The following is a 23,904-nucleotide window of genomic DNA, read 5'->3' on the forward strand; positions in this document are numbered from 1 at the left end:
GCGAGGCGGGGCCGCCGCGCGCTGAGAAACGAGGGCGTACCGCCGGTCGATCACCGAGAGGGCCGCTCGCGCGGACCCACGCACGCTCCGAGCGTGGACGGCGACGGTATGCAAACCGAACGACGACCGTCAGGGCCGCTTCGTAGTCGGTAATTAACCAACGTCACGGGTTTTGATCGGTCTACAACGGTATGGGACCGACGGAGCGGCGTTCGCGCTGCGGGAACGGACGCGGAGCGAGGGGTCGACGTCGTGTCGACCGCGCCGACCGATGCGCCAGCGGCCGTGGCGATCGAGGGGTCGACGTAGCCCGCCGACGCTTCAGCAGTTGCGCGGATCGACGGGCCGCCGGCTTCGCTGGTCGACGGTCCGTCGGTCGGCCCGCCCGATGCCCCGTCGCCCGATTTCGACCCGCACCATGAGCCAACAGCTCCACCACACCACCGACCGTCCGGACCTCGCCGGCACCCTGGTCTGTCCCGACTGCTCGACGCGGCTCGGGCCGGGCGACCTGCGGTGTCGAGACTGCGAGACCGGCACCCTCGAGCACGACGGCGTCGTCTCCTTCCGACCGGACGCCGACGATCCACCCCGGTGGCTCGGCGAGCGCGACGTCGAGGCGTTCGCGCGGTCGGTCGCGGACGGGTCGGTTCGACGAGCGGCCCGCGAGGTCGACGCGGACGACGAGCGTCGGGCGGCGTTTCTCGCCGACGTCTTCGACGTGCGCCGCGAACTGTGGCAGCCCCTCGTCGCCGAGCACGTCGGCGGCCGGTGCCTCGATCTGCACGCGGGCTTCGGCCGCCGATCGATGGTGCTGGCCGACCGGGCCGAGTCGGTGTACGCGGTCGATCCCTCGCTGGCGAACCTGCGGGTCGCCGCCGCGCGGGACGATTTCGACGGCGCGGACCGCGTCCTCCCGGTGCACACGACCGTCGACCGACTGCCCTTCCGGACGGGATCGTTCGACACGATCGTCGCCGACCTCTCCGGCGGCGCGGACGTCCGTTCGACGCTCGACCGACTGACGGAGTACCTCGCCGCGGACGGCTCGTTGCTCGTCGTCGCCGACGGGTGGACGCGTACCGCCGGCCTCACCGACCTGCTCGGCCTCGAGGGCGACCGATCGGCTGCCGGCGGCGACCTGCGGCCCGGAACCGCCGGCGGCTACCGATCGCTGCTGCGGTCGCTGGGCTTCGACGACGTGACCGCCTACGCGCTGGTACCGAGCGTCTCCCGTCCGCTGTACGCGTTCGACGTCACGTGTCGGGACGCGATCCCCGCCATCTTCGAGTCGTACGCTCGTGACGCCGGCGTCGCCGGTCGGTGCGTCGAGACCGCGATGGGCCTCCTCTCGCGGACCGGCCTCCTGAAGCGATGTTATCCGTCCTACCTCCTCGCGTGCTCGAACGAGCCGAAACCGCCGGCGTACGCGTTCTCGAACCCGCTCGTCGTCGCGGGGCGGACGCGCTCGGTGGTCCTCGACTTCGGGTCCGACGGCGTCGACGAGATCTACAAGATACCCAACAGCGCCGACCACGCGCCGTTCACGGAGCGTGAACACCGCATCACGTCGACGTTGCGCGCGACGCCGGCGCCGATCGCCGCGTCGATCCCGGCCGGGACGACCCTCGACACCGCGTTCGGGTCCGCGAGGCGGGTCGATCCGGTCGCCGGACGGCCGCTCGAGTCGGCTGTCGACCGGAACGCGGACTCGTTCGAGCGCGTGCTCCGGATCGGCCTCGAGTGGCTGGCCGACTTCCACCGGTCGACCGCCGGCGATCCGATCCGCCGATCGCCGGCGGCCGTCCGGGAGGACCTGCGCCTGGAGCCGGCGGACGTCGAACCGCCGGCGATCGACGAGACACTCGAGACGCGCCTGACGCCCGTCCACGGCGATTTCATGGCCGGGAACATCTACTACGAGGACGGCGCGGTTACCTCCGTCATCGACTGGGAGTACGGCGCCCGGGCCGCGTCGCCGGTCGTCGACGCCGGCTACCTGCTCTTGAACACGGCCGCCTGGATCGAGCGCGATTTCGAGGAGCGCGTCCGGACGATCCTGTGCGGGGACAACGAGTACGCCCGGCGCGCACGCGACCTCGTTCGAACGTACTGCGACGCGGTCGGCTTGCCGTCCCGGACCTTCGAGGTCTACCTGCCGACGGCGTACTTACACCAGCTCGCGATCGATTACGAGCACGAGTCGGTCAGCGCGGTCACCACCCGCTCCGAGGAGCAGGTGCGCCGCGTGCGGATCCTCTTCGACGCGATGGACGAACTGACGATCGCCGGCGGTCGTCGGTGACGTTCGCCGGCGGGCGCCGTCGAAGCCGCGAGCCCCGCTGGCGGGGAAGACGGCGTCAGTGCGCCGGCGTCTGCCACCACACGGCATCAGTACGGTCACGATACCATCGCCGTCGGGCGAGATCGGTCCGCCACGGAGTTCCGTTCAGGACCGCCGGCTGCCGCGAGTTCCTCGGTACGCGCGGGCTACGACGCGTCGGATGCGAGCGGAACGTGACGCGGTTGTTCCCCCGGCTACCGACGGTTCGACGGTGTCCGATCGCTCCCGGTACGGAGACCGCGGCGGGCCGGCCACAGCGTTCCGCCGCCGTTCACTGCCTCCCTAACAAAGCGATCGGCGACTCCTCTCTCCGACAGTAGATGATTCGTCGCCACCACTGTCCCCGAAGCGGCCAGCACCGACGGCGCGATCCCGGTCAACCGAGCCGTGGCGGCCCGTCGCCATCGGCCACGCTCCCCAGTGACGGCCCGAACGATGGTCGTCTCGGAACGATGGTTCCGGCGGACGGTCGCAATACGACGGCCTCCACACCAACACCCCACGAATGACGGCTCTCTCGGCCGACGTCCTTCGGGGCATCACGGTGTCGTTCGTCTCCCGAGTCGTACACATCACGACGAACGGACTGCTCGTCGTCCTGCTGGCCGGTACCCTCCTCGCTCCCGACGAGTACGGCCGCCTGTTTCTGGTCGTCTCGATCGTCGGCATCGCCCGGCTCTTCGCCGACCTGGGCATCGCCCGCTCGGCGGCCCGGTACGTCTCCGAGTACAAGGAGACGGACGCCTCGCAGGTGCCCCACATCGTCGCCTCGTCGCTGCGCTACCGCGTCGCCCTCGTCGCGATCGTCTGCGCGGCGTTGCTACTGGGTCGGTCCCTCTTCGCCGACGTTCTCGACGAACCCGCGCTCGCGGGCTTGCTCGTCCTCGGCGCGGCGTTCCTCGCGTTCCAGTCGATCAAGGTCTATCACGTCACGCTGTTCCAGGGCTTTTCCCGCGTCGACTACAGCGCCGTCGTCTCGATCGTCGACAACGTCGGCCGGATCGCCCTCGTCGTCGGGTTCGTCGCGCTCGGCTGGGGCGTCGCCGGCGCGCTGCTCGGCTACGTCGTCGCGTCGGTCCTGTCGGCGGCGGTCGGCCTCGTACTACTCTACCTTCGCTTCTATCGCGGGCACGACCGAGCCGAGCGGCCGGAAGCCGGACTGCGCCGACGAATCCTCGAGTACAGCGTGCCGCTGACGGCCTCGCGGAGCGCGAACGTCATCGACCGGCGCGTCGACATCATCCTCGTCGGGTTCTTCCTGAACCCCGCCGCCGTCGGCTTCTACACCCTCGGCAAGCAGATCTCCGAGTTCGTCGAGGCGCCGGCCGGCTCCGTCGGCTTCGCCCTCTCGCCGGTCTACGGCGAGGAGAAGGCCAACGACGCCACCGACCGCGCGGCGGGCCTGTACGAGCTGTCGGTCGAGTACGTCCTGCTCTGTTACGTCCCCGCGGTCGTCGGGCTGGCGGTCGTCGCCGAACCCGCGATCCTGCTCGTCTTCGGCGACGCGTACGCGCCAGCGATCCCGGTGCTCCAGCTGCTCAGCCTGTTCGTCCTGTTCAAGGCGATCAACAGCGTCACGACCCAGGCGCTCGACTACCTCGGCCGGGCCCGCCAGCGCGCGGTCGTGAAGGGGATCACCTCGGCGGCTAACTTCGGGCTGAACGTCCTGCTCATCCCGACGATGGGCGTCGCCGGCGCCGCGCTCGCGACGGTCGTCACCTACGGCGCCTACTCGCTGTCCAACGTGGTCATCATGCACCGCGAACTCGCGGTCGGCTGGCGTCGCCTCTCACGGGTCGCGGCCGGCGCGAGCGCGATCTCGCTGGTGATGGGCGGCTTCGTCGTCTTCCTCTCGCCGTACATCACCGACCTCCTCACGCTCGCGGGGGTCGTCGGGGTCGGGGTGGCCGTCTGGGCGGTGCTCGCGACGGCGAGCGGCCTCCTCGACGTCGAGCGCATCGTCGACGCCGTCGCCTGACCGCGTCGCCGAGCGGTCACCGCCGCCACTCGGGTGGCGCGACCCCGTTACGCTGGCGCTTCCGGCCCGTTTCGCCGGGGAAGCCGCTCGGTACCGATTCGGTAGGCGGCCGTGACGCCGAACCGGCGCCGCCCGCGATCGCAGGGATCGTCCCTACGCTCACTGTAACAACGGCGTTCGAGCCCCTCGTCGCCATCGAATGCGGTATCTGATATTCACGAACACGCCGGCGCACGTCCACCTCTACCGGAACGCCGTGTCTCGACTCCGGGCCGCCGGACACGACGTCCTCGTTCTGGGACGCGATTACGGCTGCACGGTCGACCTCCTCGAGTGGTACGACCTGCCCCACGAGGTGTACGGCTACTGCGACACGTCGAAGTGGTCGTTGCTCGCCAGGCTGCCAGCCCACTACGTCCGTGCCATCCGTCGGGCCAGGCGGTTCGATCCGGATCACATCTTCGGCATGGGCGCCTACGCCGCCCACACGGGGGCGCTCCTCCGGACGCCCGTGACGCTGCTCATCGACTCCGAGGTGACCGGCCTCGATCACGCGATCTCGACGCCCTTCGCCCGCAGCGTCCTGACGCCGGATACCTTCGGGACGAAACTCTGCGACGACCACCACGTGTTCTCCGGACTGAAGGAGTGCGCCTATCTGCATCCCGACGAATTCTCGCCGGCGAGCGACGCCCGGGCGGACGTCCGGGAGCGGCTGGACCTGGCGCCCGAGGAACCGTTCGTCATCGTCCGGCTCAACGCCTTCGGCTCCCACCACGACGTCGGCCGCGGCGGATTCACCCCCGACCGCCGCCGCGAGTTGATCGAGCGCCTCGCCGCGCACGCCACCGTCCTCGTCTCGGACGAAGGCGGCGACATGGTCTACGAGGGGCTCCCGGCCCGGCCGTTCTCGGTCCACCCCGCGCTCCTGCACGACGCGCTCGCCGAGGCGGACCTCCTGGTCGCCGACACGCAGACGATGGTGACCGAAGCCGCCCTCATCGGGACGCCCGCCGTCCGCTCGAACTCCTTCGTCGGCGAGGACGACATGGGTAACTTCCGCGAACTGGAGCGCCACGGACTGATATACAACGAGGCGACGGTCGACGCGGCGATCGACCGCGCCGAAACCCTCCTCGCGACGGAGGGGACCGACGCCACGTGGCGACGCCGGCGCGACGCGTTCCTCGCGGACCGGTGTGCCCTGACGGACGTCATCGTCGACGTCGCGACCGCGCTGGGCGACGCCTCGGCCGTCGACGGCCTGCGCCCCTACGAGGCCGGCGATTCCAACGAAGTGAGCGAACCCGATCGAACCGTGGAACTCACTCGATCGGAGTGAACGGTCGGCTCGGACGTCGCGACACCGATTCCGCTCGAACCGTGGATCTCGTTCGGACCGGCGCTCGACCGCGGACGGTGCGCGGCCGCTGGGCGAACGCGATCCTGGAGACGGTGCCGATTCGAAGCGACGGAACGCTCGCGGTCCGTCTCGATCGGTGGCGGGTTCCGTCGCCCGAGATTCGGGGCCGGGGACGGGGTCACGGCGTCCGGACGGCCCATCGGCCGCGCGGATCAGTCGGTTCGGACGGGATTTCGCGCCGCCGAAACCGCCTGCGGGCTCTCGGCGGTCTGTTCGATCGCCCTGGTCTCGAGCAGGTCGCGCGGCGGCCCGACCCAGGCGTCCAGTTCCTGCGCTCGGCGGACGAGCCACCGGTAGAGCGACCGGTAGCCGGGGAACTCGCGCTCGTTGAAGTAGCGCGGGTGCCAGAGGACGGTCATCACCGCCTCGTTTCGCGCCGCCTCGCGCAGGAGCGCCTCGCAGCGGGCTCGCGCCCCGTCGGGGTCGTCGGCCGGATCGGGCAGCGCCTGTTCCATGATCGTCAGCGGGAAGACCCGGAAGTCGTCGCCGAACGGGCGGATCGGGTGGTAGCCGTGGTGGAAGCCACAGCGGGTCCCGGAGCCGAGGCTGGCGTCGTAGCGCAGCCCGATCGCCCGGTGGTGGCGCCAGGTGTCGGGAATCGACAGCCGGAGGTAGTGTTGCCGGCCGCCGGTGACGGTCGGCGCGCCTGTCGGTCCCTTCGGCGTCTCCGTCGACTCCGCCTCCGTCTCCGGCGTCCCGACCCTCGCCAGCACGGTTCGGAGCGCGTCGACCTCCTCGCGGAGGCGCTCGCGATCGTCGGGCGAGTGGAAGGAGCCGTGGAGGCCGACCTCCCAGCCGCCCGCGGCGAGGCGCTCGACGACGTCGCTGATCGGCGGGCTCGTCGGGTCGTACCGGCCGACGTGCTGGACCCAGCTGGTCGGCCAGAGCCAGTCGCGCACCGGCCGCTCGGCCAGCAGGTGCTGCTCGTTGAGGAAGTAGAAGGCCGACCGAACCCCCAGCTCGTCCTCGAGTTCGGCGATCTCCTCGAACTGCCAGTAGGGGTTCTCCCCGGAGACGGCCGTTCGGAGGTGGTACGTCGAGCGTTCGGTCAGCCCGTAGTACAGCGACCGAATCCCCTTGTACGGCCGGTCGACGTCGTGGGTGAGACAGAGGGCGAACGAGGCGTTCTCCGGCACCGCCGACCGATCCCGGCGGGCCTCGGGCGGGAGAGACAGGTCGAGGGTGACGGCATCGCCCGGCTCACCGCCGGTCTGACTCGGAAGTCCGTCCACGGCTCGTTCGCGGTCACTCATCCGTCGGTCCCAGCCGCCGCTCGAGGTCGTCCGCGATGCGTTCGGCGGCCACGCCGTCGCCGTAGAGGGCGGGCTTCTCGGGCGGCGTCGACGCGGCGTCGACCGCGGTCGCGATCGCGGCCGCGTCCGCGCCGACGAGTTCGTTCCAGCCCGCCTCGACGGTCTCGTCCCACTCGGTCGTCTCGCGGAGGGTCACGCAGGGCGTATCGAGGTAGAACGCCTCCTTCTGGACGCCGCCCGAGTCGGTCGCGACGCAGTCGGCCCGCTCCAGCAGCCAGAGGAACGTCCGGTAGCCGACCGGGTCGACCAGCTCGAGGGCGTCCGCCGCGCGTTCGAACGCTCCGTCGCGTTCGAGGGCCTCCACCGTTCGCGGGTGCGCGGGCAGGACGACCGGTCGGTCCACGGCCGCGAGCCCGTCGACGATCGATTCCAGACGGTCCGGATCGTCGGTGTTGGCCGCGCGGTGGACGGTCGCGAGGACGAACGAATCGGGTAACTCGCGCGGATCGATCGGGCCCGACGGTCCGGCGAGCTCGTCGGCGGGGTCGATCAGTCCCGACGACAGGCGGTCGTGGACGGCAAGGAGCGTGTCGTACATGACGTCGCCTGGCGCGGCGACGGTCTCGGTGATGCCCTCGCGTTCGAGCGTCGCGACGGCCGCCTCGCTCGGGGCGTAGAGGACGTCCGAGAGGTGGTCCGTCGCGACGCGGTTGATCTCCTCGGGCATCGACCGGTCGCCGGACCGCAGGCCCGCCTCGACGTGGACCAGCGTCGGCGGCCGCTTCGACGCCGCGATCGCGGCCGCCAGCGTCGAGTTCGTATCGCCGTAGACGAGGACGGCGTCGGGCTCGACGTCGTCGATCACCCGCTCGACCTCGACAGCGACGTCGGCGGTCTGGGTCGCGTGCGTCCCCGACCCGACGCCGAGGTCGTGGTCGGGGTCCGCCAGGCCGAGCTCGTCGAAGAAGATCGCCGACAGTTCCTCGTCGTAGTGCTGGCCGGTGTGGACCACCGTTTCCCTGAACCGCCCCGCGAACGCCCGGGAGACGGCGGCCGCCTTGACGAACTGCGGTCGCGCCCCGACCACGGTGAGCACGTGCGGCCGCTCGTCCGCGCTCGCCGGCCGCTCGGTCCTCGTCGCTCCCTCGCCACCCATCGAGCGATCTGCCCTCGTCGCTCCCTCGCCGTTCATCGATCGATCGCTTGACGGCGCTTCCTGGCCGTCCGCCGTCGAGGACTCCTCGTCGCCGCTCGATCGGCTCACGATTGCTCCCCTCCGAGCGCGCGCGGCCCGTCGGGGCCGAGCGGGTCGCTGACGAGGCGATCCCCCGCGACGAGGAGGGCGAGACAGAGGGCGCCGATCGCGAGGAACGACGCGGCCGTCACGAGGCCGTCGATGCCCGGACCGCCGGTCGCGACTTCGACGCCGAGTCCAGCGATCCCGATGATGCTCGCCAGCACGCCGAGGCCGATGACGGCCGCGAGCGGGTGCGGCCCGCCGAGGACGTACTGGTTCGCGTAGCGCCAGCTCGCCCGTTTCGCGAGCAGCCACGAGAGCGTCGGGACGAAGCTCGCGAGGCTGATGTGACTCTGCTCGTCGCCGTACTTGGCCGCCATCGGGACGTCTTCGATGCGGACATTGGCGACGTTCAGGTGGACCAGCACGTCGTTGCAGAAGCCGTATCCGTCGTAGAGCCGGTCGACGTCGATCGACGCGAGCGCCTCGCTCGAGATCGCCGTGTAGCCGTTCTGCGGGTCGTTCATCCCCCAGTAGCCGCTGACGCACTTCGTCAGGAGCGTCAGGACGGCGTTGCCGAACAGGCGCCAGCGCGGCATCGGCGCGCGGTGGTCGGGGTTCGAGAGGCGATCCCCCTTGGCGTAGCCCGCGCGCCCGGCGGCCACCGGTTCGACGATCCGCTCGAAGATGGCCGGGTCCATCTGTCCGTCGCCGTTCATCACCCCGACGACGTCGACGTCGTCGACCCGCGCGAGCCGATACCCGGACTTGACCGCGCCGCCGACGCCCCGATTTCGCTCGTGGCGGACCGCGACGACGCGCGGGTGAAAGGGACCGTCCGCTCGCTCGTCGTCCGGCGTTTCGTTCCGATCGCCGTCGATCGCCGCGTCCGCCCGCTGGTCGGATGACGCTCCGTCCGTTCGGCGCTGGTCGGTCCGGGACAGCGGTGACTCCGTCTGCGAACCCTGTTCGTCGTCGGCGCGGACGCGCCCGCCGTCCGTGTGGAGAGCGGGGTTCGACGAGGGTGCGACGAGCTCGGCACAGCTGATCTCCCCGTCCGAACTCCCGTCGCCGTCGGATGCTCCCCGCGTCCCGAGCGACGTCCCCCCGACCGCGGCGGGGAACGGGCGGGGGGTTCCGCTCGCCGCCGACCGATCGTTGACCGCGGCGGCCGCGGCCTCGATCTCGGACCAGGTGTCGTCGGTCGAGCAGTCGTCGACGACGTACGCCCGATCGACGATCTCGGGCAGGGTCTCGATCACCCGCCCGACGAATCCCGCTTCGTTGTACGCGGGAATCACGACGCCGACAGTCTGGCCATCGTACATGCTGTGTTACCGTTCTATTGATCCGGCAACCGGGCCGATAGTAACGGACGTCTTTCTCCGCGGGCCGGTCGGCCCACCGCGAGGCCGGACGGGAGTATGCGATCGGTACGGAATCGAGCCGCCTGCGCGGTCGGCGTCGCGGGACCGATTCGCGCACGGCGCCGGCGCGTTCGCTCGGCCTGACCGCCGTGAGGGGCCGCCTACTCCCGAATCGAATCGATCGGGCGGGCTCGCCGCCGAACACCAGCGCAGACGGGGTTCGGCCGACGATACGCGGCCCGCGATGCGTCGAGCGTCGGGGGTAGGCATCCCGTTCTGCGAGCGGGCAGGCGCCGCCCGACGCCGAGTCGAATCGGCCAGCGTTATCCCGACCGAGGCCGTAGCGCCCGCCGTGGAAGGGGACACGCCGGACCCGTCGTGCGCGTACTGCGGCCGACCGATCGAGTCCGGGACTGGCGAGACCGCCGGCGCAGGCGACCGCGAAGGCGACCGCTTCTGTTCGCCCGGCTGCAGCCGCCTCGACGAACGACTGCCGGCCGACTGCGGTCGATCGCCGAAATCGGCCCCTTCGGATTCGATCGGCGGGACCGAGACGCCGACCGACGGTTCGACGGACGGGGACGGCGGTGCCCCGACCGGATCCGAACCGGCGTCGAGCCGCGAACTGACCTACCTTCGCGTCGACGGGATGCACTCGCCCCACTGCGAGGACTACCTCGAAGCCGTCGCGACGAGTCACGACGCGGTCGTCGACGCCAGCGCCAGCTACGTCACCGAGACCGTCCGCGTCGAGTGCGACCCCGAGCGGATCGACGCCGACGCCCTCGCGGATCGCCTCACCCGGCTGGGCTACACCGCATACCAGCGCGGCGAGGACGGGGAGGCGACGGGCGGGCGAGCCGGGAGGCCGTCGCAGGCGAACCGGATCCCGGCGGGGAGCGACCCGGCTCGCACCCCCGCCGGCGCCGGCCATTCACGCGCAGCCGATTCGTCGACCGGCGGCCCGTCGGACGGCGCTGTCGAGACCGGCCCCTCGAACCGCGATACCGACACCGGGCGCGTCGCGCCGGCGGACGCGACCGGGCGATCCTACCGGGACCGGGAGCGGAGCGGGCTGCGCGGCCGTCGCCACGAGGACATGCTCGAGGTGCGCTACGTCGTGGGGGTCGTCTTCGGATCGTTCCTGCTGTTACCCTACCTGACGCTGTTTTACCCGACGTACCTCGCCGACTTCGTCACCTGGGGGCCGATCTCGCTCTTCGCCGACGCGGCGCCGGAACTGAACACCAACGGGCTCGCGTTCTTCCTCGCCCTGACCGGCGCCGTCGTCGTCCTGACCGGAGCGCCGCTGCTCCGCGGGGCCGTCGTCGCGATCCGCCTCCGGAAGCCCAACGCCCACCTGCTCGCGACGCTGCCGATCCTCGCGGCGATCGGCTACAGCACGATCGCGATCTTCGACGGGCGCTACGACCTCTACTTCGACTTTCCGATCCTGGTCGCGGCGCTGGTCATGGGCGCGATCTACTGGGAGGCGGGCGTCAAGCGCGACGCCTTCGCCCACCTGAGCGACCTCACGCGCTCTTCGGTCTCGCACGCCAGGCGCTACGGCGACGACGGGTCGACGGCCGTCGTCTCGACCGACGCGCTCGATCCCGGCGATCGCATCCTCGTCCGCCGGGGCGAGCGGATCCCGGTCGACGGCACGCTCGCCGAGGGCGAGTGCACCGTCGAGGAGGCCGTCGTCACGGGCGAGTCGCTCCCCCGGGTCAAGCGCGCCGGCGACGCGGTGATCGGCGGTTCGGCGGTCACGAGCGGCGCCGCCGTCGTCGACGTCGGCGAGTCGACGACCAGCCGCTTCGAGCGCCTGACGCGGACGGTCTGGGACCTCCAGAGCGCCCGACACGGGGCGGCCGTCGCGGCCGATTCGCTCGCCGCCCGGCTCCTCCCGGCCGTCGTCGCCGTCGCCGCCCTCGCCGGCGCGGCCGCGCTCGTCCTCGGTGGCGACGCGACGACGGCGCTCAGGTGGCTCTCGCTCGCCGTCGTGGTCGCGACGCCCTGGGCGCTCGCGTTCGCGACGCCGATCTCCGTCGCCTCGACGATTCGCGAGGCCGCAGACGCGGGCATCGTCGTCTTCGACGAGACGGTCTTCGAGCGCCTGCGCGCCGTCGACACCGTCGTCTTCGACAAGACGGGGACGCTGACGACCGGCGAGATGGTTGTCCACGACGCGGAGGGGCCGACCGACGCGCTCGAAGCCGCTGCAGCGCTCGAACGCCGGGCCGCCCACCCCGCCGGCGCGGCGATCGTCGACGCGTTCGGGCGGGGCGGGGCCGGCGAGGATCCGGAGGCCGGGGACGCCGACAGCAGGGGCGCGTCCGACGGGCGATCCCGCACGGACGGCGGACGCGTCGCGGCGGACGACGCCCCGCGGGTCGAGGACTTCGAAACCCACCCCACGGGCGTCGGCGGCGTCGTCGACGGCGAGTCGGTCCTGGTCGGCCACCCCCGATTGTTCGCCTCGCAGGGCTGGTCGGTGCCCGAGTCGATCGAGGCGAGCGTGGAGACGGCGCGCGAGGCCGGTCGATTGCCGGTCGTCGTCGGCCGCGACGGTCGCGCCGCGGGACTGGTCGTCGTCGGCGACCGCGAGCGGGAGGGATGGACGGAAACCGTCGACGCGCTCGGCGACCGCGAGGTGATCGTGCTCACCGGCGACGACGAGTCGGGGACCGCGTTCCTCGCGGCGCACGACGGTGTCGCGCGCGTCTTCGCCGGCGTCTCCCCCGCGGCCAAGACGGAGACGATCCGCCGACTGGGTCGCGAGGGCCGGGTCGCGATGGTGGGCGACGGCACGAACGACGCGCCCGCGCTCGCCGCCGCGGACCTCGGCGTCTCGCTCGGCGGCGGCACGGCGCTCGCGGCCGACGCCGCGGACCTGGCGCTGGCCCGCGACGACCTCGCCGGCGTCGAACGCGCGTTCGCCCTGGCCGAGCGCGACCGGACGCGCCGACGCGGCAATCTGGTCCTCGCCGCGGGCTACAACGCGATCGCGATCCCGGCCGCGCTCGTCGGCGCGATGAACCCGCTCGTCGCCGCGCTCGCGGTCGGCGCGACGGCGTCCGCGATCGTCGGCTACTCCTGGTTTCGGTCGCGGTGAGGTGGCGGTCGTTCGGTCGCGGTCCCGCGCTCCGGCCGCCGTGACGACCGCTTCGAACACGGCTTCCCCTCACAGCGGCTGGTAGAACGGCAGCGGGACGTGGGGAAGGTGGATGCCGAAGCTCATCAGGCCGTGCTGGAGGGGGACGTAGCCGAGGACGAGAAACGCCGCGCCGAGCGCGCGGTGGAGTCTGACCCGAGTGCGCGAGCCGATCGAACTCAGGAGGGTGCCGTAGACGAAGAGCGTCGGGATCGTCCCGAGTCCGAGGACGAACAGCGAGAGGCCGCCGCGAAGCGGGTCGCCGAGGGCGAAGGCGTAGAGGTAGGCTGGATAGATGATCGGACACGGCAGGAAGCCGTGCAGGCCGCCGAGGAGGACGATCCCGGGGCCGGCGGCGAGGCGGTCGATCCGGCTCGTCAGGGCGCCGGAGACGCGCGCGAAGACCGTCCCGATCAGCGGGAGGTCGTGACCCGGGACGCCCGCCTGCCCGCGCACGTAGTAGAGGCCGCTGGCCAGGATCGCGACGCCGACGAGGACGCCGACGACGCCGCGCACGCGGTCGCCCATGGCGATCGTCGCGTCCGTCGAGGCGAACGCGAGGGCGCCGAGCAGGGCGGCCAGCGCGCCGACGAGGGCGTAACTCGTCGCCCGACCCAGGTTGAACAGCAGGTGCTGGCGCACCTCGAAGAGCGAGAGGTCGTCCTGCCGGCGACCCGATTTCGCGGCCGACATCCGGTCGCCGTAGGCGGTCACCAGCGGCCCGCACATGCCCAGGCAGTGGGCCCCCGCGAGCAGCCCGATCACGAGGAAGACCGCCAGGTCCGCGTTCTCGGTGATCGTCGCGGTGGGGCCGGCCTGCAGCAGCGTCCCGCCCGTCCCGTCGGCGACCGCCGCGATCGCGCTCATTGTCGTCGCTTCGGTCGCTCGCGGTTATCCCTCTTGCGCTCGGACCCGGCTCGCTGGAACCGGGTACCGATCTCGCGTCGGTCCACCGCGTTCCGGGCCGACGGCCGCGACGCTCGACGGATTTGCGTCCACCCGCCGGCGTCCGCTAACGAACAGCGTTATGGCCGGGCCGTCTGTCTCGGCGTGTATGGGCACCATTCGCGTCGAGCACCACGAGGAGGACCCGATCGCGACGGTCGTCATCTCGAACCCGGAGCGACGAAACGCCATCTCCCGCGAGGACGCGCAGGCGCTCGCGGACGCGTTCCGCGAGATCGATGCCGACGACTCGGTGCGTGCGGCCGTCCTGACGGGCGAGGGCGACGCCTTCTGTGCCGGCATCGACGTCACGTCCGTCGAGGGCGAACCGACGGCGGACCTGATCGATCGCAGCTTCCACGCGGCCGTCCGCGAGATCGCCACCTGCTCGGTCCCCGTCGTCGCGCGACTCGACGGACCGGCCGTCGGCGCCGGCGCTTCGCTCGCCGTCGCCTGCGACCTGGTCTACGCCGACGCGGACGCGCGAATCGGCTTCTCGTTCGTTCGGATCGGGCTGACGGCCGACACCGGCGCGACGTGGTTACTCCCCCGACTCGTCGACACCCAGACCGCGTTCGAACTGCTGGCCTCCGGGCGGATCCTGGATGCGCCGGAGGCGGCCGACCTCGGCCTCGTGACGGAGACGACGACGGACCTCGACGCGGTGGTCGACGACCGCGTGACGGACCTGGCGAACGGGCCGACGCGGGCCATTTCGTCGATCCGTCGCCTGGTGCGTCGCGCGTCCTCGAACACCCTCGAAGAACAGCTCGAAGCCGAGGCCCGCGCCCAGCTCGAGGCCTACCACACCGCCGACTCGTCGGAGGGGATGGCCGCGTTCCTCGAGGACCGCGAGCCGGCGTTCGAGGGCCGATAACGACGCGACTCGGTGGCGACGTCGCGTCGCGCCGTGTCGGCTGCGGACGCGGACGACCGGCTCGAATCACCGACGGTCCGCAATCGGCCGCTGATACGACCGGTCGAGGCTGTTGAATTTTCCAAACGCTTAAGAGATACCGGTCGGTTTAGTGAAACGATGAGTCAAGAGACGTCACGACGATGGTTCGGTATGCCCGTCCCGAGCCGTCTCGTCCTTGCGGCCGTACTCGTGGCTGCACTGGCGCTGACGGCGGGTTGCGTGGGCATCCTCTCGGACGACGAGGGCAGTAGCCAGGCGCAGATGGAGAAGGTCCCCGATTCCGCGGAGATGGTCATGCACGTCGACGCGAGCGTGGTGAACGATCAGGACGTTCGCGATCTGATGGCCCAGTCTGACCCCGAGGGGGTCGATAGCATGGAGGAGGGCCTCGCAGCGTTCGAAAACCAGACCGGTCTCGATCCCGACGGAGTCGATGGCGCGACCATCTTCATGCCGTCGATGTCCACCGCTCCGTCCGTTTCCGGGCAGGGAGAGATGGGTATCCTCCTCGATTCCAGTTGGGACGCGGAGACGCTCGTCGAGTCGATCGAGACGGAAGAAGACGTCACGCTCGAACGCACCGAGTATCAGGGTGAATCGGTACTGTGGGCCCCCGCTGACGACACCCAGACCAGTTCGCCGACCTACGTCGCCGAACACGAAGACGGCCAGCTCATGATCGGGACGTCCGCGGCGGTCAAGTCGTCGCTCGACGTCACGTACGGCGACGCCGCCGCGCTGTCCGGTCCGATGCTCGACGCGTTCGAGGACGCTCCGGAGGGCCACGTCCGCTTTGCGATGACGACCGAAGGCGAGGCCTTCGACCAGGGCATGGGAATCGGTGGCATGGCTGGCCAGGGCAGCTCCTCCGCGTTCATGGAGGACATGACCGCCGTCGCGGGAACGTTCTACACCGACGACGGGACGGCCGGCTTCGAAGCCCACGTCCACTTCTCGAACGCGGACACCGCGGACAACGCCGAGGGCGCGGCCAGCCTCGCGCTCGAGGAGGCGGCGGCCAACGCGCCGTCCCAGCAACAACAGCTCATCGAGAAGCTCTCGATCAGTGCGGACGGCGACACGGTCGTCGTGACCTGGGAGAGTCCCATCGACGAACTCGCCGACCTCGAGTCGATCTAAGCGCACGTGGACCTGCTGACGCTCCTGCGGAAAGAGGCGCTTTCCGTCCGTCGCAATCTCGGGCTGTTCGTCGTCCTGTTACTCCTGATTCCGGCGATGCTCTCGGGCGTCACCGGCGTCTATCAGCAGACGATCCCGGAGGACATCCCGGTCGGCGTCGCCCCGGCGAGCGCGGAGACGACCGACGACGAACTCGACGCGGCGAGCCTGGGCGTTCGATACTTCGCGTCGCCGGTGACGTACGACTCGCCGGCGGCCGCGCGCGAGGCGCTCCAGCGCGAGGAGGTGTACCTGCTGATCGAGGTGCCGCCCGACCTCGTCGTCGAAGGCGAGTCGGCGAACTTCACGGTCGTCTCCGATCGGACGATCGTCCCCTTTGCCGAGCCGGCGAACGTCTCGGTCTCGATCATGAACTCGAATCTCGACGGCCAGCTGGCCGCCGACGTCGAGGTCCACCACGAGCGACTCAACGAGCAGCGCGTCCTGACGGAGTACATGATGGCGGCCGCGCTCGTGCTCTTCGTCTTCGTCTACGCGATGGTGTTCCTGCCGTACCAGCTTCGCAACGAGCGGCTGGTGCTCGACCGGCTCCAGACGACCTCGCGGCTCGAGACCGTGATCGCCAGCAAGCTGCTGTTCTACGGCGCGCTGGCGGTCGTCCCGACGCTCACCGTCGGGCTCGTCGGCCGCTGGATGGGCTTCGACATGGCGGTCCTGTCGCCGCTGTCGCTCGCGAGCGTGTTCCTGACCTTCCTGTTTCTGGGCAGCGTCGGGCTGGCGGTTCTCTTCGCGATGGGCATGCGCCGGTCGGCGCTGTTCGTTGACGTCGGATTCGTCTTCGCGCTCGCGGGGCTGTCGAGTCTGGTCTACCCCGTCGGGTTTTTCTCGTCGACGCGTAAGGCGATCTCCCGCTCGCTGCCGACCCATTACGCGACGATCACGACCCGGAGCGGCATGTTGCGCGACGCGCCGGCCGCCCTCTACGCCGACTACCTGGCGTTCCTGGTGGGTGCGGCGGTCGTCGGCCTCGTCGCCCTGGCCGGTTCGATCGCGGTCTACAAACGGAGGCGCTAATCGATGTCGAACGATTCCACCGCGGACGGGCCCGCTGATCCCGACCCCCCGATCGACGATCGCGACTCGGCACGCGAATCCGATCGCCGGATCGGCGACCGCGAGCGTGCCGGACCGAAACCGCCGGGATTCGAAGCGGACGACCCGATCGAGGCGACCGCCGACGCCGCCGACGGGGACGCGATCGTCCTCGAGGGTGTGACAAAGCGCTACGGGACGACGGTGGCGCTCGCGGACGTGACGCTGTCGACCGAACCCGGGATTCACGGTCTGATCGGACCAAACGGATCGGGCAAGACGACGCTCTTTCGCCTGATCGCCGGGCTCTCGAACCCGACGAGCGGCCGCATCGACCGCCCCGCGGCGGTCGGCTACAGCTTCCAGGAACCGCGCTTTTACCCCGAACTCACGGTCCGCGAGAACCTGGCGGTCTTTCGCTCGCTCGACGACGATCCCGAACCCCGGTCGTGGGTGGAGACCCTCTGTGCCGAACTCCGCCTCGAGCCCGCGGTCCACCGCCGCGCCGGCGACGTCTCCGGCGGCTTTCGCAAGAAGCTCGATCTCGCGCTGGCGCTGCTCTCGCGACCGTCGGTCCTCCTGCTCGACGAACCGCTGGCCGACGTCGACGAGTTCTCCAGGCGCAAGATCCTCGACTTCTTCGCCGACTACGCCGACGACGACCGGACGATCGTGGTCTCCTCGCACAACGCCGCGGCCTTCGAGGGACTGTACGACCGCGTGACGATCCTGCTGGACGGCGAACTCCGCGCCGACGGCGCCCCCGACGATCCGCGCGTCGGGAAGTACCGGCGGTACTACGGGTAGGAATCCGAGCGGGTCGGCACCCAGACTCGGGTCCACCTTCACACGTACAGGCCAGCAGTCATGGTCACGCGCTCGTGAGTGCCACGCGTGTCAACCGTTTCGCCCGCCCAGCGCGATCGCCCGACGCAGTACTACTACGACTCGGCGACCGACCGCGTCGACGTCGTCCTCGACGTCTCGCCGGCCCACCGCGAGGACCTGACGGTGCTCGTCGGCGAGGAGCGACTCGAGGTCCACATCGACGCGGACGAGGGCGTCGACGAACGAGCGTTCCGGACGCCGACGGCCGACTGGACGTTCGGCGAGGATCACGAGGCCGTCTACAACAACGGCGTCCTGACGGTCTCCGTCGAGACGTCCGACGCGACGGCCGACGGCGGCGAGATCATCGACGGCGACGACTGAATCCGCTCGCCACTCCTGCGATCGAATCTCCGCTCGTGGTGCCCGGTGACCGCGCACCGACGCAGCGTTCGGCAGTCCCGTCGTCGAGCGGGACACTCATGGTGATGGCCCACGCTGGATTCCACGATGAGCTGGGAGGACCAGTGGCCGGGCGAACCCTACCGGATCGAGGAGACCGGTCGAATCCCCGACGCCTCGCCGTTTCGCGTGGCGCTGAAGCGATCGGCCTGCGAGGCCGCCCCGGAGATCGAGACGCTTCGCGAGCGCGCCGGCGACGTCCTCGAGTACGAGAGCCGGGCCGACGCCGTCTCGAAACTCGTCCACGCGGTCGAGGGGCCGGGGCTCCGGCTGCAACAGCCCGCGCCGAACGATCCGGCCGACGTCGACGCCTACCTGGTGTCGGTCAGAGAGCCCCGACCGGGTCCCGACGATCGCGGGGATCCGGCGGCCGGCTGGACGTTCGGCACCCGCGCCCAGCAGGTGGGCGCGCTCGCGGAAGCGCTCTTTTCGGCCTACCGATTCGATCCGCCGCCGATCGTCGCCTACGCCGCCCGGGATCTCGGCCTCGCGCCGGTCGACATCCGCGTCGCCGTCGAGGACGATCCGGATCGCGTGGGCGGGCTCGACCCGGAGGTCGACGGCGGCTGGCACCCCGACGTGGCGTTTACCGTCCGCGAGCGGACCGACGGGGAGAGCGTCGACGGATCCACGCTGAAACGCTACGTCGCCGAGGTGAAACACGGCTCGACCAGCTTCGAGCGCAACCAGCGAGCTGGCATGGAGCGCCTCGCCGCGCGCGACGCGAAGCTCGACGTGCTCGTCATCCGGGTCGACCTCGCCTCGATACCCCAATCGTACGACCTGACGATCCGCTCGATCGACGACGTCCGGCCGCCGGGGTAAGCACCGCACCGTCGCACCGGGAGGCGCCTCGCGTCGCCCTGGGAGGCCCCGCCGTCACTGCGGTCGACGAGGGATCGTCACCGGCGCGGCCCGAGCGGACTACTCGTCTTCGAGGAGGCCGAGATCCTCGACGACGAGGTCCGCGAGCTCGTCTTTCAGGGCGGGATCGACTTCGGCGATCGACTCGCCGTCGTGGTGGTGTTCGTTGTGGCGCGTTACCGCGTCGGCGACGTCCGGAAGGGCGACCCGCGATTCCGTGTCGCACGCTTCACAGAGTATCGGGACTGTCGGCTCGTCGTCGCTCATGCGCCACCGTTCGTCGGCCGTCCAATAAACCGCACCGATCGCTCGTCGCCACCCCGATCGCTCGCCGCTGCAGTTCGATCGCGACTCGAGCCGCCGGTTCGACCACACCGTTTCGCTCGCGGTCCGGTCCACTTGCGTCTCTCTCTCGCCCCGATCGAACCGTTCCGTGCTCGGTCCTCTCGCCCGCCGCTTGCCTCGATGCCCGCGTTCACCGACGTTGCCAGTGCAGGCTCGGTGTATTCCCGGGACTCACTCCTTTGTGGGCGTATGTACGATCACGTCCTGGTCCCGACCGACGACAGCGAGACCTCTCGGCGAGCCGTCGACCACGCCGTCTCCCTCGCGAGCGAGTTCGGCGCGACGGTTCACGGCCTCTCCGTCGTCGAGAGCACGGGGACGAGCCAGCGCGACCAGCTGCGGGCGGATCTCGAGGACGAAGCGCGGGCGGCCGTCGACGTCGTCGAGGAGGCGGCCGCCGGTGCCGGACTGGAGTGTACCACGACGGTCCGGGAGGGGCCGCCGGCCGAGGAGATCCGCGACCACATGGCCCAGTACGAGTTCGACCTGATCGTCGTGGGGACCGAGAATCGGACGGGCCTCGATCGCGTCCTCGATCACAGCGTCGCGGAGGACATCCTCGAACACTCGATCGTGCCGGTGTTGACGGTGCCGGGTCCGGAGTGAGCCCCGCAACGCCGACTGCACGGCCCGGCGAAGACCGTCGGCGCGTCGCGACGAGCGCTCGGCAACCGTTACGCTTCGGCGTCGCGGACCGTCACGTCGCCCGAGAGCGTCGTGTTGTGATACGGCATGTCGATGCCCTCGGCGTCGAAGCGTTTCTTGACGGCCTCGACGAAGGTAAACTGGGTGGGCTTGTAGCCGGACCTCGAGGGGTCGATCCAGAGGCGTCCCGAGAGGACGACCGCCGAGTCGCCGAGCTCGACGACCGGCGCGCTCGGAGCCGGTTCGTCGAGCGTGGCGTCGATCTTCGACGCCTCGTCGAGGATGACCTCGCGCGCGTGGTCGATGTCGTCGTCGTAACCGATGCCGAAGCCGTAAGTGACGCGCACCGTCTCGTTCGCGACGGGGTTGGTGACCGCCGCGTTCGCGAGATCGCTGTTGGGGACCGTAACTACCTCGTTGTCGAACGTCTCGACCTTGGTGACGCGCAACTGGATGTCACGGACGCGGCCGCTCTCGTCGTCCCACTTGATCCAGTCGCCGATCCGGAACGGCTTGTCCTGTAAGATGAAGATCCCGGCGACGAAGTTGGCGATGAGGTCCTGGGTCGCAAAGCCGACGGCGAGCGCGAGCGCGCCGCCGAGGACCGCGAACGACGAGAGCACGACGCCGAACCCGGCGACCGTCGCCGCCAGCGCGATCGCCACGACGAGCGTCACGATGACGCTCACCCGGACGGCCGTGTTCACGATCGCCGGCTCGTAACCCCGCCGGCGGAGCCCCTCGCGGACGAAGCGCCTGACGAACAGTTTACCGACGCCGTACAGGACGAGAAACGAGACGACGAACAACGCGGCCGTAATGGCCGCCTCGACGACCATCGATACGTACCGTTGCGGGTCGAGCGCGGATTCCGTCGATAGCGGGCCCAGCATTCCCGGAGCACTCTCGGGCCGAACCAATTAGTCGTTTCGTCGGACGGTCGAGCGCGCTGACCGTCCCGAGCGGCGGTCGGGCGCGGCATTCGGCCGTCGTCGTGCGCGCCGCGACGGCCGTGTCACGGCGATCGCGAGTCACGGTTCCCGGGCCGGGGTCGGCGTCGGCTCGCGCTGTCGGTCGAGCGCGAGCACGCGCCGGTCCGGGAGGGTCGGGTCGGGTTTCCGCCCGATCGTGAGCAGCCGCTCGGTCAGCGTGAGCTCTTCGGGGGCGGGCGTCGGTTTCTCGATGGCCTCGAAGGAGACGGCGATCCCGCCGGCCTCGGCGGCGATGCGCACCGCGGCCAGCTGGTACGTCGGGTAGAACACCGGCGGCAGGAGCCCGGTGACGCCGTCGAGGCGGTGGAGCCGCTTGAGCCACGTTCCGGTGTTGACCAGCAGGCCGTCGCCGACGCGCCGGAGCGAAGGCCGGTGCGTGTGGCCGTAACAGAAGACGGCCGTCTCCGGCCGTTCGTCGAAGATCTCCCGAGCGGCCGCCTCGTACGGTTTCTCGGCGTCGACGGTGAGGTCGGCGTCGAAGACGCCGAAGCGATCGATCGTCCGTTTGACGTCGTACTGGACCAGATAGAGCGGCACCGCGAGCAACAGCAGCAGGCCGGCGGCCGCGATATTCGCGGCCAGAAATGCGTAGGCCGCCGAGCCGGCCATGCCGAAGTTTCCGAGGAAGGCCCGGGCCGCCTCGATCGGCAGCGATTCGACGCCGAGGCGGTCGAGGCCGACGAGGATCGCCAGGAGCGCGCTGACGTTGAACAGCAGGAGAAACGGCACGATGGCGTAGCGAAGCACCGGGTTCATCTCCCGGTAGACGTACTTCGAGAGGATCCACAGCGGGAGCCACTCCGTGGGGGTCACCGCCTGGACGTCCTTGAGCCAGTTGAACCGGCCGCGATCCGAGAGGGCGCCGGCGCGGCTGACGACGCGGGTGTTGTAGTGATAGCCCAGCGGCGAGGCGTGCGGGTTGCCCCAGTCTTCGATGCGGTTGTTCGGATCGCGCTGGTGGCCGTGTTCGAAGTGGATCGCCGCCTCGCCGACGGAGCGGGTGATCGAGGGCTCCTGGACGACGTCGACGTTGTACGCGGCGAAGCGATCGACGTACTCGTCGTGGGCCGCCAGTTCGTGGTCGTGATTGCCGGGGACGAGCGTGATCGGCGCGGTCTCGCCGGTCGCGCGCAACTGCGCGAAGAGGTCGGGGTAGGTGGCTTCGAGCCGATCGAACTTCTCGACGCCGCGGGTGTCGGTGAACTCCCAGAGCCCGAACGCGTCCCCGTTGATGACGAGTTCGATCGGCTCGTCGGCCCGCTCGATGCGTTCGAGGAACGCGATCAGCTCGTCGATGAACTCGACCTCCTCGAGCTGCTCGTCGCCGCCGATGTGGAGGTCGCTGATGACGTAGTAGACGCGATCCTCCGGCGGCACGCGGTCCCCGTCACGGTCGCCTGCGGCCATTGACCGAACTGAACAGGGCGAGCGGGATAGGCCTTCCTCACCGACCGTCCGGCCACGATCGCTGGCTTCGACGATACCATCCGGCTCAATCGTCCGCATCCGACCGCTCGGTTGTGTGACGCTCGCTCGTCCGTCTCGAATGGACTCGATCACTGTCGTACGCCCCTCGACACCCACCGGGCCGGGTTTGTGAGCGGGTGCGCGCCCGAACAATCGGACGGTCAGGGAGCGGAGGCTCACCATCGCCTTCGCCGTCGCCGTCACAACGTTCTTTATCCACCCCGCGGATGCCTCGGTCATGACGACGTACGACGTCGGGATCGTCGGCGGTGGCTGCATCGGCTGTTCGATCGGCTACCACCTGGCCGCAGAGACGAGCCTCGACGTCTGCATCGTCGAGAAGGAACACCACCTCGCCGCCCACCAGAGCGGGCGCAACTCCGGCGTGCTCCACCCGGGCTTCAACTACCCGCCGGGGTCGCTGAAAGCCAGGTTCGCCACCGAGGGTACCCGCCGGATGAAAGACTACTGCGAGCGAACCGGCGTTCCGCTCGACGAACTCGGCGTGCTCGTACTCGCGACGGACGAGCGAGAACGCGCGCGTCTCGAAACGATTCGGGCCCAGGCGACGGAGAACGGCGTTCCAACGGAACTCCTCGAGAGCCCCGGGGCGATCGCCGAGTACGAGCCCCACGCCGCCGGCGAGGCGGCACTGTACTGCCCGGCCGCTGCGTCGGTCGATTCCCAGCAGTACGTCTACGCGCTCGCCGCGGACGCGGCCGACGCCGGCGTCGACGTCTTCACCGACGCCGAGGTCCGGGACGTCCGTCAGCGCGGCGAAACCCACCACCTCGAGACCTCGATCGGCCCGATCCGGTGTTCGTACCTCGTCAACGCGGCCGGGCTGTACGCCGACAAACTGGCCCACCAGCTGGGCGTCGGCGAGGGCTACCGGGTCGTCCCCTTCCGCGGGGAGTACTACGAGCTCGTCCCCGCGAAACGCGACCTCGTGCGATCGATGCTCTACCCGACGCCGGATCCCGAATTGCCGTTCCTCGGCGTCCACTACACCCGCCGGACCGACGGCTCGGTCATCGTCGGCCCGAACGCGGTCCCGGCGTTCGGCCGGGAGGCCTACCGCAACACCCAGTTCGACCTCCGGGAACTGGCCGAGACGCTCGGCTTCCCGGGCGTCTGGAAGCTGTTCGCCTCGCGAAAGATGCTCGGCGTCGGGCTCGCCGAACTGCGAAAGTCCTACCGCAAGGCGGCCTTCGTCGCCGCCGCGAATCGGTTGCTGCCCGCCGCTGAGGCCGACGACTTCCGCAAGAGCTACGCGGGGATCCGCGCCCAGCTGGTCAGTCGGGACGGCGATCTCGTCGCCGACCCGATGGTCGCCCACGGCCCGCGCTCGACGCACGTCCTGAACGCCGTCTCGCCGGGGCTGACGTCGTCGCTCCCCTTCGGTGAACACGTGGCGGGCGAGGTCGTCGATCGGATGGGGTAGGGCCG

Annotated in this window: 19 protein-coding genes; 12 read left to right on the forward strand and 7 right to left on the reverse strand. The window is 70.3% G+C overall.

What is annotated here, in order from left to right; all coding sequences use genetic code 11:
* Positions 1-418 precede the first annotated feature (418 nt).
* The 3 genes from MXA07_RS05550 (at position 419) to MXA07_RS05560 (ending at position 5,664) form a co-directional block, all read left to right on the forward strand.
* Positions 419-2,305, forward strand: coding sequence for a methyltransferase domain-containing protein (locus MXA07_RS05550; protein WP_247731054.1), 1,887 nt, complete (start codon positions 419-421; stop codon positions 2,303-2,305).
* A 544-nt stretch (positions 2,306-2,849) separates the two neighbouring features.
* Positions 2,850-4,322 (forward strand): flippase, encoded by a 1,473-nt coding sequence (locus tag MXA07_RS05555; RefSeq protein ID WP_247731055.1) that lies wholly within the window; start codon positions 2,850-2,852, stop codon positions 4,320-4,322.
* Positions 4,323-4,521: 199 nt separating this feature from the next.
* On the forward strand, positions 4,522-5,664 hold the full coding sequence (locus MXA07_RS05560) for a hypothetical protein (protein ID WP_247731056.1): 1,143 nt from the start codon (positions 4,522-4,524) through the stop codon (positions 5,662-5,664).
* Positions 5,665-5,897: 233 nt separating this feature from the next.
* Here the strand turns inward: MXA07_RS05560 and MXA07_RS05565 are convergent, their stop codons facing one another.
* The 3 genes from MXA07_RS05565 to MXA07_RS05575 form a co-directional block, all read right to left on the reverse strand.
* On the reverse strand, positions 5,898-6,998 hold the full coding sequence (locus MXA07_RS05565) for a polysaccharide deacetylase family protein (RefSeq protein ID WP_247731057.1): 1,101 nt from the start codon (positions 6,996-6,998) through the stop codon (positions 5,898-5,900).
* Positions 6,991-8,154, reverse strand: a complete 1,164-nt coding sequence (gene wecB / locus MXA07_RS05570) for a non-hydrolyzing UDP-N-acetylglucosamine 2-epimerase (protein WP_247731713.1) — start codon at positions 8,152-8,154, stop codon at positions 6,991-6,993. Before wecB ends, MXA07_RS05565 begins: the two co-directional genes overlap by 8 nt.
* 104 nt (positions 8,155-8,258) lie before the next feature.
* Positions 8,259-9,563 (reverse strand): glycosyltransferase family 2 protein, encoded by a 1,305-nt coding sequence (locus tag MXA07_RS05575; RefSeq protein ID WP_247731058.1) that lies wholly within the window; start codon positions 9,561-9,563, stop codon positions 8,259-8,261.
* A gap of 391 nt (positions 9,564-9,954) precedes the next feature.
* Here MXA07_RS05575 and MXA07_RS05580 point away from each other — a divergent pair, with 391 nt between their 5' ends.
* Positions 9,955-12,717 carry a heavy metal translocating P-type ATPase gene (locus MXA07_RS05580; protein WP_282102539.1) on the forward strand — a complete coding sequence of 921 codons (2,763 nt, stop codon included), beginning with the start codon at positions 9,955-9,957 and terminating at the stop codon, positions 12,715-12,717.
* A 69-nt stretch (positions 12,718-12,786) separates the two neighbouring features.
* On the opposite strand, the gene MXA07_RS05585 is transcribed toward MXA07_RS05580, so the two are convergent.
* Complete coding sequence (locus MXA07_RS05585; RefSeq protein WP_247731059.1) at positions 12,787-13,623, reverse strand: sulfite exporter TauE/SafE family protein; 837 nt, start codon at positions 13,621-13,623, stop codon at positions 12,787-12,789.
* A gap of 187 nt (positions 13,624-13,810) precedes the next feature.
* Here MXA07_RS05585 and MXA07_RS05590 point away from each other — a divergent pair, with 187 nt between their 5' ends.
* The 6 genes from MXA07_RS05590 to MXA07_RS05615 all read left to right on the forward strand — a co-directional run bounded on the left by MXA07_RS05590 (position 13,811) and on the right by MXA07_RS05615 (position 18,967).
* Positions 13,811-14,578, forward strand: a complete 768-nt coding sequence (locus MXA07_RS05590; protein ID WP_247731060.1) for an enoyl-CoA hydratase/isomerase family protein — start codon at positions 13,811-13,813, stop codon at positions 14,576-14,578.
* Positions 14,579-14,770: 192 nt separating this feature from the next.
* Positions 14,771-15,760 (forward strand): hypothetical protein, encoded by a 990-nt coding sequence (locus MXA07_RS05595; RefSeq protein WP_247731061.1) that lies wholly within the window; start codon positions 14,771-14,773, stop codon positions 15,758-15,760.
* Between the two features lie 6 nt (positions 15,761-15,766).
* Positions 15,767-16,834: an ABC transporter permease gene (locus MXA07_RS05600; protein ID WP_247731062.1), complete on the forward strand. Its 1,068-nt coding sequence runs from the start codon at positions 15,767-15,769 to the stop codon at positions 16,832-16,834.
* A 3-nt stretch (positions 16,835-16,837) separates the two neighbouring features.
* Complete coding sequence (locus tag MXA07_RS05605) at positions 16,838-17,659, forward strand: ATP-binding cassette domain-containing protein (RefSeq protein WP_247731063.1); 822 nt, start codon at positions 16,838-16,840, stop codon at positions 17,657-17,659.
* Between the two features lie 87 nt (positions 17,660-17,746).
* The gene (locus tag MXA07_RS05610; RefSeq protein ID WP_247731064.1) at positions 17,747-18,064 is read left to right on the forward strand and encodes an Hsp20/alpha crystallin family protein; all 318 of its coding nucleotides are present in this window, start codon (positions 17,747-17,749) and stop codon (positions 18,062-18,064) included.
* Positions 18,065-18,190: 126 nt separating this feature from the next.
* Positions 18,191-18,967: a DUF8081 domain-containing protein gene (locus tag MXA07_RS05615; RefSeq protein WP_247731065.1), complete on the forward strand. Its 777-nt coding sequence runs from the start codon at positions 18,191-18,193 to the stop codon at positions 18,965-18,967.
* A gap of 99 nt (positions 18,968-19,066) precedes the next feature.
* Here MXA07_RS05615 and MXA07_RS05620 read toward each other — a convergent pair whose 3' ends face one another.
* The gene (locus MXA07_RS05620) at positions 19,067-19,273 is read right to left on the reverse strand and encodes a DUF8149 family protein (protein WP_247731066.1); all 207 of its coding nucleotides are present in this window, start codon (positions 19,271-19,273) and stop codon (positions 19,067-19,069) included.
* A gap of 267 nt (positions 19,274-19,540) precedes the next feature.
* Here MXA07_RS05620 and MXA07_RS05625 point away from each other — a divergent pair, with 267 nt between their 5' ends.
* A complete protein-coding gene (locus MXA07_RS05625) occupies positions 19,541-19,957 on the forward strand; it encodes a universal stress protein (RefSeq protein WP_247731067.1) in 417 nt (138 codons plus the stop codon).
* A gap of 68 nt (positions 19,958-20,025) precedes the next feature.
* Here MXA07_RS05625 and MXA07_RS05630 read toward each other — a convergent pair whose 3' ends face one another.
* Positions 20,026-20,889 (reverse strand): mechanosensitive ion channel family protein, encoded by an 864-nt coding sequence (locus tag MXA07_RS05630; protein ID WP_247731068.1) that lies wholly within the window; start codon positions 20,887-20,889, stop codon positions 20,026-20,028.
* 138 nt (positions 20,890-21,027) lie between these two features.
* Complete coding sequence (locus MXA07_RS05635) at positions 21,028-22,395, reverse strand: metallophosphoesterase (protein ID WP_247731069.1); 1,368 nt, start codon at positions 22,393-22,395, stop codon at positions 21,028-21,030.
* A 298-nt stretch (positions 22,396-22,693) separates the two neighbouring features.
* Between MXA07_RS05635 and lhgO the strand changes: the two genes are divergently transcribed.
* Entirely contained in the window at positions 22,694-23,899 is a 1,206-nt protein-coding gene (lhgO, locus tag MXA07_RS05640) for an L-2-hydroxyglutarate oxidase (RefSeq protein ID WP_247731070.1), read from the forward strand.
* Positions 23,900-23,904 lie beyond the last annotated feature (5 nt).

Source organism: Halovivax limisalsi, assembly GCF_023093535.1.
GTDB lineage: Archaea > Halobacteriota > Halobacteria > Halobacteriales > Natrialbaceae > Halovivax > Halovivax limisalsi.

Excerpts from the sequence above, each read along its gene's own strand:
- MXA07_RS05620 (WP_247731066.1), bottom strand. The coding sequence starts at position 19,273 with ATGAGCGACGACGAGCCGACAGTCCCGATACTCTGTGAAGCGTGCGAC.
- MXA07_RS05565 (WP_247731057.1), bottom strand. The coding sequence starts at position 6,998 with ATGAGTGACCGCGAACGAGCCGTGGACGGACTTCCGAGTCAGACCGGC.
- wecB (WP_247731713.1), bottom strand. The coding sequence starts at position 8,154 with ATGGGTGGCGAGGGAGCGACGAGGACCGAGCGGCCGGCGAGCGCGGAC.
- MXA07_RS05630 (WP_247731068.1), bottom strand. The coding sequence starts at position 20,889 with ATGCTGGGCCCGCTATCGACGGAATCCGCGCTCGACCCGCAACGGTAC.
- lhgO (WP_247731070.1), top strand. The coding sequence starts at position 22,694 with ATGACGACGTACGACGTCGGGATCGTCGGCGGTGGCTGCATCGGCTGT.
- MXA07_RS05595 (WP_247731061.1), top strand. The coding sequence starts at position 14,771 with ATGCCCGTCCCGAGCCGTCTCGTCCTTGCGGCCGTACTCGTGGCTGCA.
- MXA07_RS05575 (WP_247731058.1), bottom strand. The coding sequence starts at position 9,563 with ATGTACGATGGCCAGACTGTCGGCGTCGTGATTCCCGCGTACAACGAA.
- MXA07_RS05560 (WP_247731056.1), top strand. The coding sequence starts at position 4,522 with ATGCGGTATCTGATATTCACGAACACGCCGGCGCACGTCCACCTCTAC.
- MXA07_RS05625 (WP_247731067.1), top strand. The coding sequence starts at position 19,541 with ATGTACGATCACGTCCTGGTCCCGACCGACGACAGCGAGACCTCTCGG.
- MXA07_RS05615 (WP_247731065.1), top strand. The coding sequence starts at position 18,191 with ATGAGCTGGGAGGACCAGTGGCCGGGCGAACCCTACCGGATCGAGGAG.
- MXA07_RS05605 (WP_247731063.1), top strand. The coding sequence starts at position 16,838 with ATGTCGAACGATTCCACCGCGGACGGGCCCGCTGATCCCGACCCCCCG.
- MXA07_RS05585 (WP_247731059.1), bottom strand. The coding sequence starts at position 13,623 with ATGAGCGCGATCGCGGCGGTCGCCGACGGGACGGGCGGGACGCTGCTG.
- MXA07_RS05590 (WP_247731060.1), top strand. The coding sequence starts at position 13,811 with ATGGGCACCATTCGCGTCGAGCACCACGAGGAGGACCCGATCGCGACG.
- MXA07_RS05635 (WP_247731069.1), bottom strand. The coding sequence starts at position 22,395 with ATGGCCGCAGGCGACCGTGACGGGGACCGCGTGCCGCCGGAGGATCGC.
- MXA07_RS05555 (WP_247731055.1), top strand. The coding sequence starts at position 2,850 with ATGACGGCTCTCTCGGCCGACGTCCTTCGGGGCATCACGGTGTCGTTC.
- MXA07_RS05550 (WP_247731054.1), top strand. The coding sequence starts at position 419 with ATGAGCCAACAGCTCCACCACACCACCGACCGTCCGGACCTCGCCGGC.